Origin of the sequence: Ammoniphilus resinae, assembly GCF_017873965.1 — a bacterium.
GTDB classification, from domain to species: domain Bacteria; phylum Bacillota; class Bacilli; order Aneurinibacillales; family RAOX-1; genus Ammoniphilus_A; species Ammoniphilus_A resinae.
Genome location: NZ_JAGGKT010000006.1, coordinates 172987 through 188435 on the forward strand (window position 1 = coordinate 172987; position 15449 = coordinate 188435).

Genomic DNA, 15449 nt, shown 5'->3' on the forward strand with positions numbered 1-15449 from the left:
ATTCATTTACAGTTTCATAGCTAGTTTTTCCTAAACCAAACATCGATTCTCCTTAAATATGCTGTACGATCTATATTTATGTTGAGCACAGCCGCAATTTGTCGGAAAGTTTTTGGAATATGATCTGAGGGTTTGACAAAATTTACAAGTCTGCACAGATATAATCAAACACAACAAAACAAATCGGGTGGTGTGATGATTATGTCTCGCTTTCAAGCGGTAGCGGCCAACGTCGGTCAAAAAATGTTCTTTCCGATCCAATTCCTTATGCTTAAAGTCAATATGATCATGGAAAAGTGGGTTCAACGACTTGGTATATTTCATATTTTAATGGGATATCTACTTGGACGAGCCCTAATCTTACAGGAACTAGCGCCATTTGCAGCTGCCTATTTTATTGTGGTTTACTTTCTGCGCCGCGATAAGGTGTTCCTCACTGCGATGGCCCTGCTTTTAGGTGCAGCCTCGAGATCGTCCGAGCATGCCCTAATCATTTTCTTAAATATATCGCTAGCCTTTGCATTTTTACAGGTTATGGAACGAATGAGGAAAAAAGAATTGAACCATGCGCCCTTTATTGTGTTGACTTCCATCTTTCTCAGTCATCTTTGCTATACCTATTTCAAAGGGGAACTGACCGTTTATGCGGCGTCCATGCATTTTGTGGAAGCCATTCTGGCAATGATTTTGACACTGATCTTTGTCCAGTCATTACCTTTTTTAACGAGTAAAAAGTATCATCATGAGTTAAAAACAGAAGAAATCGTTTGTCTAGTGATATTACTAGCGTCAGTAATGACCGGGACCATCGGTTGGCAGATACAGGATATAGCGGTACAAAGTGTTCTTGCTAAGTACTTGGTTCTCCTTTTGGCATTTGTTGGGGGAGGGATGATCGGGGCAACAGTTGGGGTTATTACAGGGGTGATTATTAGTCTTGCTGATATTTGGCAAATCGAACAAATCAGCCTTTTAGCCTTTGCAGGGTTATTGGCAGGTCTATTAAAAGAAGGAAAGCGTTTCGGTGCAGCCTTAGGAATGTTAATGGGTTCTGCGATCATCATCTTTTATGTAGGGGACAAGCAGTCCATTATCCTCACTAGCATGGAAACATTGATTGGAATTCTGGCCTTTTTGCTTACTCCAAAGTACTTTGTCCAGCAGATTTCTCGGTTTATACCAGGGACAGAAGAAAACGCCAAATCGCAGTATGAATATATGAAAAAGGTTCGCGATGTCACGGTGAAAAAAATTATGAAGTTTTCCACGCTGTTCCAGCAATTATCCGATGCTTTTAACTATGTATCTGTGCAGGAGAAGCAAAATGAAGAGGAAACTAATCCGTTGGACATGCATGAGTTTATGGCGAAGATAACCGAGAGATCCTGCCAGACCTGTTGGAAAAAAGATAAATGTTGGTCTGAACAGGATTCGGAGGCGACCATTCAAATCTTGGGTGAACTAATTCAGCAGCTGGATGTGTATGGGGGCTTTGATCGAGAACGGATGGAGACCCCTTATCAGACAGCTTGTACAAATAAAGATCGTTTGGAAGGTGTGATTCGTGACGAATACACACAGTTGCGGGAAAGTTTGTTTTTACAAAAACAAGTAAAGGATAGTCGGCGTCTTGTTGCCGATCAATTATCTGGTGTGTCAGGTGTAATGTTGAATTTTGCTAATGAATTAAAAAGGGAGGGAATCGATCTATCACTGCAGGAGCAGCAAATCTTAAGTGCGTTGGAGAATATTGGATTGTCTGTACAGAAGGTAAATATTCTAAGTCTGGAGGAGGGGAAAGTTGACATCGAAATTACGCAGCCTGTCTGTGATGGCCATGTCCAGTGTGAAAGCATTATAGCCCCCATGCTTACATCGATCGTCGGGGAAAATATCGCGGTGAAAAGCAAAGAATGCAATACGGTCGGGGATGGGACCTGTACGGTCATTCTCGGCTCGGAAAAGAACTATCGAGTAAGTTCTTACGGGACAGGAATCGCAAAAGATGGAAAATTGGTTTCAGGAGATTGTTTTATGACCATGGAATTGGGCAGCGGCAAATATATTATGGCGATTAGTGATGGCATGGGGAATGGAGACCGAGCCCATATGGAAAGCACTTCTACCCTGGATCTAATGAAGGAACTATTGGAAGTGGGTCTTGATGAATCACTAGCGATTAAATCGGTCAATACCGTGCTCTCCCTTAGATCACCTGACGAAATTTTTGCCACGGTTGATTTGGCGATTGTCGATCAATATACAGGAAACACAAAGTTTATTAAAACGGGATCAACACCGAGCTTTATTAAACGTGGAAAGGAGGTCCTGTCAATTACGGCTAATAATCTGCCAATTGGGATTATTGAAGACATAGAGGTAGATGTAGTGACGGAAACACTTAAACCAGGTGATCTGTTGATCATGGTATCTGATGGCCTTCTAGAGGCTCCCACACAAATTGAAAACAAGGAGATGTGGTTCAAGAGGGTGATCTCGGAATTAAAGACGGAGGAACCAGAAGAAGTGGCCGATATACTAATTGAAAGGGTGATTCGCAGCAAGTTTGGGGAAATTGACGATGATATGACGGTTTTAGTAGCAAGTGTCGACCAGTTTGTTCCAAGGTGGGGGACATTCCCAATGCCAGGGTTGGAAAAAATTCAGCGTCCCAAGCGGGTGAGTTAAACAAAAAATTGTATGATCAGACGGCTTTTTGCCCATAATGAACATGGAGATAAAGGGTGAGACAGCTCAAGGGTGATTTTCACCTTTGGGCTTTCTTCGTGCTTGGCTTCGCAATACAACTGGAAGGTATGATATAATACCTGAACAAGTCTGCATTCTACTTATTCTTCTTTTAGAAGGTTGATGAAAATGATAAATCGCTTTCGAGATCTGCTTAAACAAAAGAGATTGCTGTCCAAACACGAAAAAATTTTGGTTGGCGTTTCTGGAGGGGTAGACTCCCTCGTCCTCCTCGATGTTCTGCATAAGCTATCGAAGGAAGAACAATGGACGGTCTGTGCCGCCCATCTAGATCATCAGTTTCGTGGACAGGAATCCGCTGAGGATGCCCGCTATGTTCAGCAATTTTGCAAGGAACGAAATATTCCCTGTGCTACCGAGAGTATTGATGTCCCGAAGTTGATTAAGGACTCGAAAGAAAATCCGCAAGAAGTGGCAAGGAAGGCTCGCTACGAGTTTTACCACCGTGCCGCGAACCAATTCCAGCTAAACAAATTGGCGCTTGCCCACCACGCAAATGATCAGGCTGAGACAGTACTCATGAGAATTTTGCGCGGCACAGGAATGGAAGGAATGGCCGGGATTCCCGAACAGCGCGAAGAAAATGGACTCCTTATTGTCCGCCCCTTTTTAACCATTTTCAAGGATGAATTAGAACATTACGCTGAGACCTACGGGATCATCCCACGGTTAGACAGTAGCAATCTAAAAACAAAATATCGCCGGAATTTTATTCGACTGAAATTATTTCCGCTTCTCGAGAAGGAGATCAATCCTTCTGTGCAAACAGCGTTGTTACATCTAGGGGAGATTGTCCAAGGGGAAAATGAACTGATTCAAGAAATGAGCAAAGATAAACTAAAAGCAATCATCAAATGGAAGAAACATAATAAAATTGTAATCAAGGGAAAACTATTCCTATCCCATCACCTTGCTTTACAAAGGAGGATGATTAAACTAATATTTAGTTATCTGCTGCAAGAGCAGCAGAATTTAGGATTTATACATATAGATCAAGTCTGCGGTTGGATCCGTGAAGGTCGAACATCCACGGAGTTAGTGTTGCCACATGGGTTGTTTGCCTGGAAAGAGTATGACGATATTATTTTTTCTTTTGAGCAGTATCCTAAGCAGAATCAAGAATATATCTATAAAGTTCTTATTCCAGGAAATACATATATTAAAGAGCTTGGCGTTTCTATTGATACACGGTTGGATAGCTGGAGTGATACAGTATCCAATGTTAGTGAAGATCGATTCACCGCGGTATTTGACTGGGAAGCGATTCAAGGAGATTTGATCTTGAGAACTCGAAAAACGGGTGACCGCATGACTCTGTTAGGGATGTCCGGACACAAAAAGGTTAAAGACATTATGATCGATGCCAAGGTTTCGCGTGGACATCGAGAGTTGCTTCCACTTCTTTGTGATCAGAAACAAATTCTTTGGATCCCTGGTCTACGAAGATCAAACCTGGCTGTCCCTACTCCTCAAACCAAGCAGATACTGACTGTAAGAATACAACCATTTAGCTTTGATAACTTTGGGAGGTAAGCATGGAAAACGACATTCTAGATGTGCTGCTAAGTGAAGAAGAAATTCAACTGAAAATAAAGGAATTGGGCAGGGTAATCAGCGAAGATTATAAAGGGAAAAATCCTTTGGTAATCTGTGTTCTGAAAGGCGCAGCTCCTTTTATGTCGGATCTGATCAAGAGGATTTCCATTCATATGGAAATGGATTTTATGGCTGTGTCCAGCTATGGTGCTTCAACGGTTTCATCTGGAGAGGTCCGCATTATTAAAGATTTGGATGCAAGCGTTGAGGGGAGACATATTCTGCTCGTTGAAGATATTATTGACAGTGGATTGACGCTAAGTTATCTGCTTGATCTTCTCCATAGAAGGAAAGCAGCCAGCGTAAAGATCATCACCCTTCTTGATAAACCACATAATCGTAAGATTGAACTGAAACCGGATTACTGCGGATTTATCGTGCCTGATGAATTTGTGGTGGGATACGGTTTGGATTATGCAGAACGGTATCGGAATCTGCCCTATATCGGAATCCTTAAACCTGAAGTATATACAAGCTAGTATTTAATCTTTCACACTGGTTGTGGACAAAGAACAGATTATGGTAAAATAATATGAGTGCTGTTGTCGTGAGAGGAGGTCAGCGATGAATCGGTTTTTCCGTAATACAGGTTTTTATTTACTAATATTCCTTGTTACCGTAGGGATCGTTAATTTTATTGCGAACCAAGGAACTGAAACATCAAAAATGCCTTACAATGAGTTTCGGCAAAATCTTGAATCAGGGCAAGTATCAGAGATAATGGTTCGCCCTGACAGCGGAACTTATTATATTGAGGGGAAATTGAAGAGCGGAGAGGTGTTTTTCACCAACGGTCCGTTATACAATAACACGGAACTGTTAAAGCAGATCGAAGCTGCCAAGGTGCAGAAGGAAGTGTATGAAGAGCAAAAAGGGGAATCTGTTTGGCTAACCTTTCTTACCTCCATCATTCCTTTTGTCATTATCTTTATTCTGTTTTTCTTCCTGCTAAACCAAGCCCAAGGTGGCGGAAGCCGCGTCATGAACTTTGGGAAGAGTAAAGCCAAGCTTTACAATGATGAAAAGAAAAAGGTCACCTTTAACGATGTGGCCGGAGCAGACGAGGAAAAGGCTGAGCTTGAGGAAGTCGTAGAGTTCCTTAAGGACCCACGGAAATTTGCTCAATTGGGAGCAAGAATTCCCAAGGGTGTCCTACTTGTTGGTCCTCCCGGAACGGGTAAAACCTTGCTTGCTCGAGCCGTAGCTGGTGAAGCAGGTGTGCCGTTCTTTAGCATCAGTGGTTCTGACTTCGTGGAAATGTTTGTTGGTGTTGGTGCATCTCGGGTAAGGGACTTATTCGAGAATGCGAAGAAGAATGCACCTTGTATTATATTTATTGATGAGATTGATGCGGTAGGTCGTCAGCGTGGCGCCGGATTGGGCGGTGGTCATGACGAACGAGAACAAACACTGAACCAGTTGCTGGTGGAGATGGATGGATTCGGAGCGAATGAGGGAATTATTATCATTGCTGCGACCAACCGTCCAGACATTCTGGACCCTGCGTTGTTGCGTCCAGGACGTTTTGACCGCCAAATTACTGTGGATCGACCAGATGTAAAAGGCCGTTTCGCCGTACTGAAAGTTCATGCTCGAAACAAGCCTTTGGCAGAGAATGTGGATTTAGACGTCATCGCCAGAAGAACGCCTGGTTTTACAGGGGCTGACTTAGAGAACTTGTTGAACGAAGCTGCCTTGTTGTCAGCTCGTAAAGGGAAAAAGAAAATCGAGATGGTTGAAGTAGATGAAGCGATAGATCGAGTGATTGCTGGACCAGCCAAGAAATCTCGGGTTATCAGCGACGATGAGAAAAGACTGGTAGCCTACCATGAAGCAGGTCATACCATTGTCGGCTACCATCTAGAACATGCTGATACGGTGCACAAGGTGACGATTATCCCAAGGGGAAGTGCAGGAGGCTACACAGTCATGCTGCCTAAAGAAGATCGTTATTTTGCTACACGTTCTGAACTTCTTGATAAGATTTCTGGTTTATTGGGTGGTCGTGTGGCCGAGGAGATTGTACTAAACGAAATTAGTACAGGTGCCCATAACGACTTTGAACGCGCAACCGGCATTGCTCGTCGCATGGTAACGGAATTTGGAATGAGTGACTTGCTTGGACCGATGCAGTTTGGACGTTCTCAAGGTCAAGTATTCTTAGGTCGCGATTTTGGCCACGAACGTGATTACAGTGAAAATACCTCACAGAGAATTGATGAGGAAATTCAGCGAATTATCCGTGAAGAATATAAGCGAACGAAAGACCTTCTTACGAAATATCGTGATCACCTTGAAATTGTTGCGCAAACCTTGCTGACAGTGGAAACACTTGATGCCGAGCAGATTAAGCAATTGATTGAAAACGGACGCTTGGAGCCGAAACAGATCACAGTGAAAAACGAAGAGGGTGGAGATGTCAAAGTACAGATCCAGCCCAAGAAGGATGAACAATAGTAATTATGAAGACCCATTAGTGTGTATTTTCACTGATGGGTCTTTTCGTTGTGATTTAGGGGATTTGGGGCCGTTAAAAGGGTATAGAGGGCTATAGCAATGAGAGGAGACATCTACAGGTAGCGTTTTCATTATTGACAAAAAGAGCGCCTCGGTCTACAATTCAGTCATAAAAAATTAGGTCTATTCTGTGACTGTTAATAGATATTTTTAAAAAATAAAGCAGTTGGGGATTTGAGGAGGGAGATCAATGGAGGCTTTAGCGTTAGCAAAGAAGGCCGAGCGAAATAAGGAATTGAAGGAGAAAATTCTTCGCCTGAAAAAAGAACGCAACGCCATTATTTTAGCGCATTATTACCAACGTCCAGAAATTCAAGAAATTGCCGATTTTTTAGGGGATTCTTTTGGACTGGCCCAGAAGGCTAAAACGACCGATGCTGATGTGATTGTTTTTTGTGGGGTTCACTTTATGGGAGAAAGTGCAAAAATTCTTTCTCCGGATAAAACGGTCTTAATACCGGATGAACGTGCTGGCTGTCCGATGGCAGATATGGTCAATGTGGAAGGTCTGCGTAAACTGAAGGCCCAACATCCAAATGCAAAGGTTGTAGCTTACATTAATACCTCTGCGGATGTAAAGGCAGAGACCTATGTGTGCTGTACATCGTCCAATGCCAAAAAGGTTATCGAAAACATTGATGCGGAAGAGATAATCTGGGTACCGGATAAAAATTTGGGTCATTATGTATCACAATTTACCGATAAAAAGATGTACATCTGGGAAGGGTACTGCAATACACATGATCAATTATCCGTGGAAGATGTTACCCGCTTGAAGCAAGAACATCCAAATGCCCAATTTGTAGTACATCCTGAATGCAAACCAGAGGTAGTTGCGATGGGGGATTATGTTGGAAGCACAACGGGCATCTTAAAATATTGCCGGGAGTCTGAGCACGATGAATTTATCGTCGGAACCGAGGACGGCGTATTATATCGTCTTAGTCAAGACAGCCCGAACAAGAAGTTTTATTTTGCTTCCAAGTATTTGGTTTGTCCAAATATGAAGGTAAATAACCTAAAAAAGATTGCAGAATGCCTAGAAACTATGAAGCCGCAAATCTATGTTCCACCACATGTCGCGGACGCGGCTCGGGAATCCTTGGAGCGGATGTTGCAATTTCAGGCTGAAATACAATAAAGGGAACAATAAATTCTGGTTACTTTTAAGGAAGAAGTATAAAATAGTGGTAAATTCACTATTTTATACTTTTTTTGCATAGAAGGGGAAAATACTATGGTACCTCGCTACCTGATTGATTTTAAGATGCAGGATCTCGAAAAATTAAATACAGAAGTCATCATTATTGGTTCTGGAATTGCCGGTCTGTATACAGCACTCAAAACAGCAGAACACTCTGACGTGACCCTCATCTGCAAGGAAGGTTTATTGGAAAGTAATACCCGTTATGCTCAGGGCGGAATTGCTGCGGTGATTACCGAGAAGGATTCTATCGCCCTCCACCGTCAGGATACGCTAATCGCAGGAGCAGGACTCTGTTCGCATGAAGCTGTGGATGTTTTGGTGAATGAGGGTCCCGAAGGAGTCTATGAGTTAATACGTTATGGTACGGTATTTGATAAAGAAGGGAACCAGTTGGCTTTGACCAAAGAGGGGGCACATAGTGAACGAAGGATCCTTCACGCTAATGGAGATTCGACGGGTGCAGAGATTGTCAGGGCTCTTTCCAGGGAGGTAAGAGAAAATCCCCGCATACATATTTTAGAGCACCACTTTGCTATAGATTTGGTGACTAAGGATGGGGAATGTCGGGGTGTGATTGTACTAACTCCGCTTGGTAAACGGTTATATATTGACGCCAAGGCAACCGTTCTTGCAGCTGGGGGTGCAGGCCAATTATATCGTTATACAACGAACCCAGAGGTAGCTACTGGGGATGGGATCGCCATGGCCTATCGAGCTGGAGCTCTGATAAAGGATGTCGAATTTATACAATTTCATCCCACCTCTTTATGCTACCCTGGAGCGCCGCGGTTCTTGATCTCTGAGGCGGTTCGTGGAGAAGGGGCAGTCTTGCGCAATATCAACGGTGAGCGGTTTATGGAGAAGTACCATCCTGGGTTAGAACTAGCCCCACGCGATATCGTGGCAAGAGCCATCGTTTCAGAAATGGAACAGAATGAATCGACTTTCGTCTATCTAGATATTACGCACGAATCTGAAGACTTAATTAAGCACAGGTTCCCAACCATTTACCAGGTTTGTTTGCAATACGGGTTGAATATGGTTACGGATTGGATCCCCGTTGCACCAGCTGCGCACTATATGATGGGTGGAGTTAAAACCGGTTTATGGGGAGAAACCAGTGTTGCTCGATTGTTCGCTTGTGGAGAGGTTTCCTGTACAGGAGTCCATGGGGCAAACCGCTTGGCCAGCAATTCCCTTTCGGAAGCGATTGTTTTTGGAAAACGGATCGCCCAGAGAATCAAACAACTCACACCGATAAAACAGCCTATTGAGTCTCTCTCCTTTTCTATAATGAGAGAGAAAGAAATGAAGGAAGAGGAAACCTTGGTAGAGAGATTGAAGCTGCAAAAACTAATGGTGAGGCAGGTTGGTTTAAAGCGGGATAAAATGAGATTAGAAAAAGCCCTGAAAGAACTTGAGAAGGACAGCAAACATTTTCGGAAACTTCTTAAGGGTCACAAGGAGTTTGAATATTTGAATATGTTAACCTGTGCCATGCTCTCGGCCAAAGCTGCCTTATTGCGGGAAGAAAGTCGTGGGGGGCACTATCGTGATGATTTTCCGGAACGTGATGATGAAATCTGGCGGAAACATATTCTTCATTCGATTGAGGAAGGGATTAAAGAGGAGATGTTTGTATGATGATGAATAAGAAAATACTGGTTAAGAAAATCGAAGAATGGCTGGAAGAAGACATTGGACAAGGAGATATTTCCGTACTGTCTACGGTACCTAGGGACGAAAGCGCTACGGGAATCATCTATGCCAAGGATCAAGGGGTTATCGCCGGGTTGGAGGTTGCCCGTCTGGTGTTTGAAACATGGGATTCAAGCCTTGCGTTTAAATCCACGATGGAGGACGGACAGGCGGTTGACAAAGGGGATGTCATCGCAGAAGTATCAGGCCCTGCCGGATCGATCCTCACAGCAGAACGCTTAGCCTTGAACCTGTTGCAGCGTTTATCAGGTATTGCCACGATGACCCATCGATATGTTGAAAGGGCACAACAAGGAAATCCCAAGGTGAGAATAGTTGATACTCGTAAAACAACTCCCGGAATGAGAATGCTGGAGAAATACGCTGTTCGAATGGGCGGCGGGCATAATCATCGATTCGGCTTATTCGACGCGGTGATGATCAAGGACAACCATATTAAAGCAGCCGGAGGGATCGGGCAAGCTGTCGAATCAGCTAAACAATACATACCACATACTGTAAAAGTGGAAGTGGAAGTGGAATCGCTTGAGCAATTAAAAGAAGCAGTGGCAGCTAAGGCAGATATCATTATGCTTGACAACATGGGCCTAGATGAGATGAGGGAAGCCGTTCAATTAGTAAATGGACAAGCTGTGTTGGAGGCCTCTGGAGGCATCACCCTGGATACAATTGAGGAGATTGCCGCAACTGGTGTAGATATTATTTCTTCAGGAGCGCTTACCCATTCTGTGAAGGCGCTGGATATTAGCCTTGATTTAAATCAGAGAAAAAGATAAGTTGTGGAGGAACTTAAATGATTCTTGTCATAGATGTAGGAAACACGAATATTGTCTTCGGTGTGTTTCGGGGGGAAGAGCTAATCCATGATTGGCGGATTGCCACGGATCGTAATAAGACAGATGATGAATATGGGATTTTGATAAAATGCTTGTTTCGCGATGCCGGACTTGAAGTGAACATGATTGATGGCGTTATTATGTCATCTGTTGTACCGCCCATTATGTTTGCGTTAGAGCATATGGTGGAAAAATATTTTCATCAAAAGCCATTGGTCATTGGCCCCGGAACAAAAACAGGCTTAAATATCAAAGCAGAAAACCCCCGTGAAGTTGGGGCTGACCGCATTGTCAACGCGGTTGCAGCGGTTCATCATTATGGCACTCCTTTAATTGTTGTTGATTTTGGAACGGCAACAACCTTCTGTTATATTGATGAAAAAGGAAACTGGGCGGGCGGAGCGATTGCCCCAGGTATCAATATTTCCACAGAGGCATTGTATAACCGGGCGGCCAAGCTGCCGCGAATTGAAATTGCCAAGCCGCCAACAATCCTCGGTAAGAATACTGTAACAGCGATGCAAGCGGGTGCTTTTTACGGATTTGTCGGGCAGGTCAATGAAATTGTCGGACGTATGAAGGAGGAGTCCGGTACAGATGCAAAGGTGATCGCCACAGGTGGATTATCTGAGCTATTACAGGAAGAGACCACATCCATTGACAAAATTGATTTAATGTTAACCCTGAAGGGATTAAAGCTGATTTATGAGCGTAACAGAAAGGAAAGATAAACGTTTATGCAGGAAAACAAGGATTACCTCGTTCGAGGCATCTCCCGAAATGGAAAGGTACGTGCGTTAGCCATCCGGTCAACTGGGATTGTCGAAGAATTAAGGAAAAAGAACGATACGTGGCCTGTAGCTAGTGCGGCCTTAGGCAGATCGGTTTCAGCCGGGGCGATGATGGGAGCTATGCTAAAGGGCAATGAACGGCTCAGCATCCAGATCAAGGGCGGTGGTCCCATCGGAACAATTTTTGTGGATGCCAATGCAAAGGGAGAAGTGAGAGGAACCGTTTCCAATCCACATGTTCATTTTCCTCTTAATGAAAAGGGCAAACTGGACGTTGCTGCTGCAGTCGGAGTAGAGGGTTCATTAGTCGTGACCAAGGATCTTGGATTAAAAGATCCTTATCACGGAAGTGTGGAACTGATTTCAGGAGAGATTGGCGAGGATTTCACCTATTATTTTGCGAAATCAGAGCAGACCCCTTCCGCTGTCGGTGTTGGCGTGTTGGTGAACCCGGACAACTCAATTAAAGCAGCTGGAGGATTTATCATTCAGTTGCTGCCAGGCATTAAAGATGAGGAAATAAATGAAATTGAAAACATGTTGGGACAGATTTCCCCTGTTTCAACCATGATTGACGAAGGATTATCACCCGAAGAAATTCTCGAACAGGTTTTAGGGAATGACCTGACCATTTTAAAGGAAATGGATATCATTTTTTCTTGTCATTGTTCCGAAGAACGAGTAGAAAATGCCTTAATCAGCATGGGCTATGATGAATTAAAAAGCTTGATTGAAGAACAAGGGAAGGCGGATGTGACCTGTCATTTCTGCAACGAAAAGTATGAATTGGATAAAGAAAGATTAGAAGGCTTGCTCGCTTCCATACAGAAATAAATCGAGAGGAAAACTGCCGTGAGGAATGTAAAGGTATTATGGGGAATAATCGGCTGTCTCATTTTGTTTATTTTAGTCGGAACATGGAAATATAGCGAATTGGCGGGTACTCGAAAAGTTGCGGTGATTGGCGGCAAAGCCATTTCGGAAGGCGTTTGGGTCGATCAGCTAAAGGCGCAGTATGGAACATTGGTCCTCAATCAAATGATTGACAGGCAGGTCGTTTCTTTGTATGCAGAACAAAACGGCGTGTCTGTCACCGAGGAAGAGTTGGATCTAGAATTAGAAAAATTGCAGAAAGATCGAACAGATCAGTTAGGAATGCTCGATCAATTCATACAGGTTAGCAAGAAGGATTCACAGGCGCTTAGAGAGGAATTGCGCCACTATTTGTTGTTAGAGAAGATTGCCACACAGGACATTCGCATTGATGACAAAGAGGCTTACCAATACTACGAGAAAAATCGGGAAAAGTACAACCAGCCGCCATTGGTACGGATTTCCGCTATATATGTAAACAGCAAGGTGGAGGCGGAGCAGGTTGTTCAGGAGTTAAAAAAGGGAGCAAACTTTCCAACGCTAGCCAAAGAACGTTCCTCCGATATTTATTCCGCGTCGAGCGGCGGGGATTTAGGGTGGATTTCCCTGGTGGACGGGGATCTCCCTCCGGAAATATTAGATGAAGCTGCAGCATTAGAAGAGGGCCAAATTAGTTCAACGATCCCTTTGGAAAGAGGATATGCAGTGATTCAAGCGGTCAAAAAGAAAGAAGCGATCATTCGGACGTATGAGGATGTGAAAGACGAGTTGAAAAGAGAGCTCGCTTTAAATCAGGTAGGACCTTTGGAAAATGTCCTGCAAACATTGAAGAAGGGACTCGGTGTTCAAGTATTGTATAAATAGTAGAATTGACAGGGAAAGACGTTTAGGAGTATAATTTCTATAAAACCTACTATAATACTCGGTATTGGAGGAAGTCGGAATGAAAGTAGCGAATTCTATTCTCGATCTAATTGGAGATACTCCCCTTGTCAAATTGAACCGTGTTGTGGATGAGGATGCGGCAGATATATACTTGAAGCTCGAATTTTTCAATCCTGGAAGCAGTGTAAAAGACAGAATCGCCATGGCTATGGTTGAAAGTGCTGAAGCAGAAGGTCTACTGAAGCCAGGGTATACAATCATTGAGCCAACTAGTGGAAACACAGGAATTGGTTTAGCAATGGTAGCAGCAGCAAAAGGGTATCAAGCTATTTTAGTTATGCCAGAAACAATGAGTATGGAACGCCGTAACCTACTTCGTGCTTACGGAGCTAAACTCGTGCTGACTCCTGGAGCGGAAGGAATGGGTGGAGCGATTCGCAAGGCACAGGAACTTCTAAAGGAAACACCAAATTCCTTTATGCCACAACAATTTGAAAATCAGGCCAATCCGAAAATTCACCGAGAAACAACAGGGAAAGAACTAGTTGCCCAAGCCAAAGAGATGGGTGGAATCGATGCGTTTGTATCCGGAATCGGAACCGGCGGAACCATCACAGGTGCGGGAGGAATTCTAAAAGAAAATTTCCCAAACATTCAAATTGTCGCTGTCGAACCAGCAGCATCCGCGGTCCTTTCCGGCGGGAACCCTGGCCCACACAAAATCCAAGGGTTAGGAGCTGGCTTTATTCCGGCAACCTTGAATACAGAAGTCTACGATGAGATTATAAAAGTAGAAAATGAGCAGGCCTTCGAAACTTCTCGCCGTGTTGCCGTAGAAGAAGGGATCCTAGGCGGAATTTCCGCCGGTGCAGCCATCTTTGCTGCACAGCAGGTAGCGAAGAAACTTGGCAAAGGTAAAAAAGTGGTTGCCATTATCCCGGATAATGGGGAGAGATATTTGAGCACACCTTTGTATCAATTTGAAGAATAGATCTAGTTTTTGTAAAGCCGGATGATGTGTCCGGCTTTTTTGCTGTCGGAAAATGTTTTCCCCCACTAAACTTTTTTCTTCACGAAATCGACAATATATGTAATAATACACTATGCATAAATATTTCTTATACGAAATATTTTAGGAAAGGGGTCAGGTGATTGGACAATGGATTAAACATGAGGGTCTTACTTAACAGATTGAAGAAATATCTGCAAATATTAGTGACAAAGGATCTGGAGGAATTCGGTTTAACTGCACCGCAGCTCTTTGTGATTAAACAGATTTATCATGAACCCAAAACGATCGGCCAAATCAGTAAAGCGCTTGGGTTATCCTACAGTACGGTGTCGGGAATTGTTGATCGATTGGAAAGGGAAAGCTTTGTTAGGCGGATTCGCGATGAGCGAGATCGGCGTGTGGTTTGGATCGAAAAAGCCGAAAAGTTGGATGAAATCCAAAACCAGGTCCCATATTTTCAGGATGATTTTTATATTCAACTGTTTGAGGGGATCCCAGAAGACAAGATGAAGCAGATCAAAGAAAGTCTTCAGCTATTGGTGTCAGAATTAGAGAAGAAGGTAGAGGAGAAGGAATGAAGAGAAAGAGTGTACTTATCGTGATACTAGCGATCATGCTTTTGAGTGGTGGGGGGATAGGATACTATTACTGGTATCAAGGAAGCAATTATGTGCAGACAGAGGATTCGCGTATTGCCGGTGATATCTATCGGGTGATGCCAAAAATCTCAGGGAAATTGGCTGCTCTTTCCGTTGAGGAAGGGGACACCGTCATTGCCGATCAGATTGTAGGGAATCAGGATCAGAGCAATCTATCGACAAATCAGCTAGATAACGCTATCCTTCGTGCTCCGATTAGTGGAACGGTAATCAAAACGTTGGCGAAGGAAGGGGAAGTCGTGGCTCCCGGTCAGGCTTTGGCGATGATTGTGGATAAGAGCAATCTGTATATAAATGCCAATATTGAAGAAACCGAACTCAATCGCGTTCATGTTGGTCAAACAGTAGATATTACCGTGGATACTTTCCCCGGGAGGGTTTTGAAGGGGGAAGTTAATGAAATTGGAGAAGCAACAGTTTCCACCTTTTCCTTACTGCCAGCGATCAATACGAGTGGGAACTTTACCAAGATAACACAGCGGATTCCGCTTAAGATTGCCTTCACAGACACGCAAGGGTTGAATTTATCACCAGGATTGAACACGGTCATTAAAATTCACGTTAAAGAAAAGTAAGGGGAATAAA

At 43.6% G+C, this 15449-nt stretch carries 13 protein-coding genes; all 13 read left to right on the forward strand.

Translation table 11 applies throughout. The features are described 5' to 3' along the window. The first annotated feature begins 201 nt into the window (after window positions 1-201). Window positions 202-2688, forward strand: coding sequence for a stage II sporulation protein E (gene spoIIE, locus J2Z37_RS12105; RefSeq protein WP_209810515.1), 2487 nt, complete (start codon window positions 202-204; stop codon window positions 2686-2688). 189 nt (window positions 2689-2877) lie between these two features. Beyond that, a complete protein-coding gene (tilS, locus tag J2Z37_RS12110) occupies window positions 2878-4302 on the forward strand; it encodes a tRNA lysidine(34) synthetase TilS (RefSeq protein WP_209810516.1) in 1425 nt (474 codons plus the stop codon). 2 nt (window positions 4303-4304) lie between these two features. Next, entirely contained in the window at window positions 4305-4844 is a 540-nt protein-coding gene (gene hpt / locus J2Z37_RS12115; RefSeq protein ID WP_209810517.1) for a hypoxanthine phosphoribosyltransferase, read from the forward strand. An 85-nt stretch (window positions 4845-4929) separates the two neighbouring features. After that, a complete protein-coding gene (gene ftsH, locus J2Z37_RS12120) occupies window positions 4930-6822 on the forward strand; it encodes an ATP-dependent zinc metalloprotease FtsH (protein ID WP_209810518.1) in 1893 nt (630 codons plus the stop codon). A 250-nt stretch (window positions 6823-7072) separates the two neighbouring features. Beyond that, the gene (gene nadA, locus J2Z37_RS12125; protein WP_209810519.1) at window positions 7073-8023 is read left to right on the forward strand and encodes a quinolinate synthase NadA; all 951 of its coding nucleotides are present in this window, start codon (window positions 7073-7075) and stop codon (window positions 8021-8023) included. Between the two features lie 96 nt (window positions 8024-8119). After that, on the forward strand, window positions 8120-9733 hold the full coding sequence (gene nadB, locus J2Z37_RS12130; RefSeq protein WP_209810520.1) for an L-aspartate oxidase: 1614 nt from the start codon (window positions 8120-8122) through the stop codon (window positions 9731-9733). Then, window positions 9730-10584, forward strand: a complete 855-nt coding sequence (gene nadC / locus J2Z37_RS12135) for a carboxylating nicotinate-nucleotide diphosphorylase (protein ID WP_209810521.1) — start codon at window positions 9730-9732, stop codon at window positions 10582-10584. Before nadB ends, nadC begins: the two co-directional genes overlap by 4 nt. A 17-nt stretch (window positions 10585-10601) precedes the next feature. Further along, complete coding sequence (locus J2Z37_RS12140; RefSeq protein WP_209810522.1) at window positions 10602-11375, forward strand: type III pantothenate kinase; 774 nt, start codon at window positions 10602-10604, stop codon at window positions 11373-11375. Between the two features lie 6 nt (window positions 11376-11381). Next, entirely contained in the window at window positions 11382-12269 is an 888-nt protein-coding gene (hslO, locus tag J2Z37_RS12145) for an Hsp33 family molecular chaperone HslO (protein ID WP_209810523.1), read from the forward strand. 18 nt (window positions 12270-12287) lie between these two features. Next, on the forward strand, window positions 12288-13172 hold the full coding sequence (locus J2Z37_RS12150) for a peptidylprolyl isomerase (protein WP_209810524.1): 885 nt from the start codon (window positions 12288-12290) through the stop codon (window positions 13170-13172). Window positions 13173-13251: 79 nt separating this feature from the next. Continuing rightward, window positions 13252-14184 (forward strand): cysteine synthase A, encoded by a 933-nt coding sequence (gene cysK, locus J2Z37_RS12155; RefSeq protein WP_209810525.1) that lies wholly within the window; start codon window positions 13252-13254, stop codon window positions 14182-14184. A gap of 161 nt (window positions 14185-14345) precedes the next feature. Then, entirely contained in the window at window positions 14346-14783 is a 438-nt protein-coding gene (locus J2Z37_RS12160; protein ID WP_209810526.1) for a MarR family winged helix-turn-helix transcriptional regulator, read from the forward strand. Beyond that, complete coding sequence (locus J2Z37_RS12165) at window positions 14780-15439, forward strand: efflux RND transporter periplasmic adaptor subunit (RefSeq protein WP_209810527.1); 660 nt, start codon at window positions 14780-14782, stop codon at window positions 15437-15439. Before J2Z37_RS12160 ends, J2Z37_RS12165 begins: the two co-directional genes overlap by 4 nt. Window positions 15440-15449 lie beyond the last annotated feature (10 nt).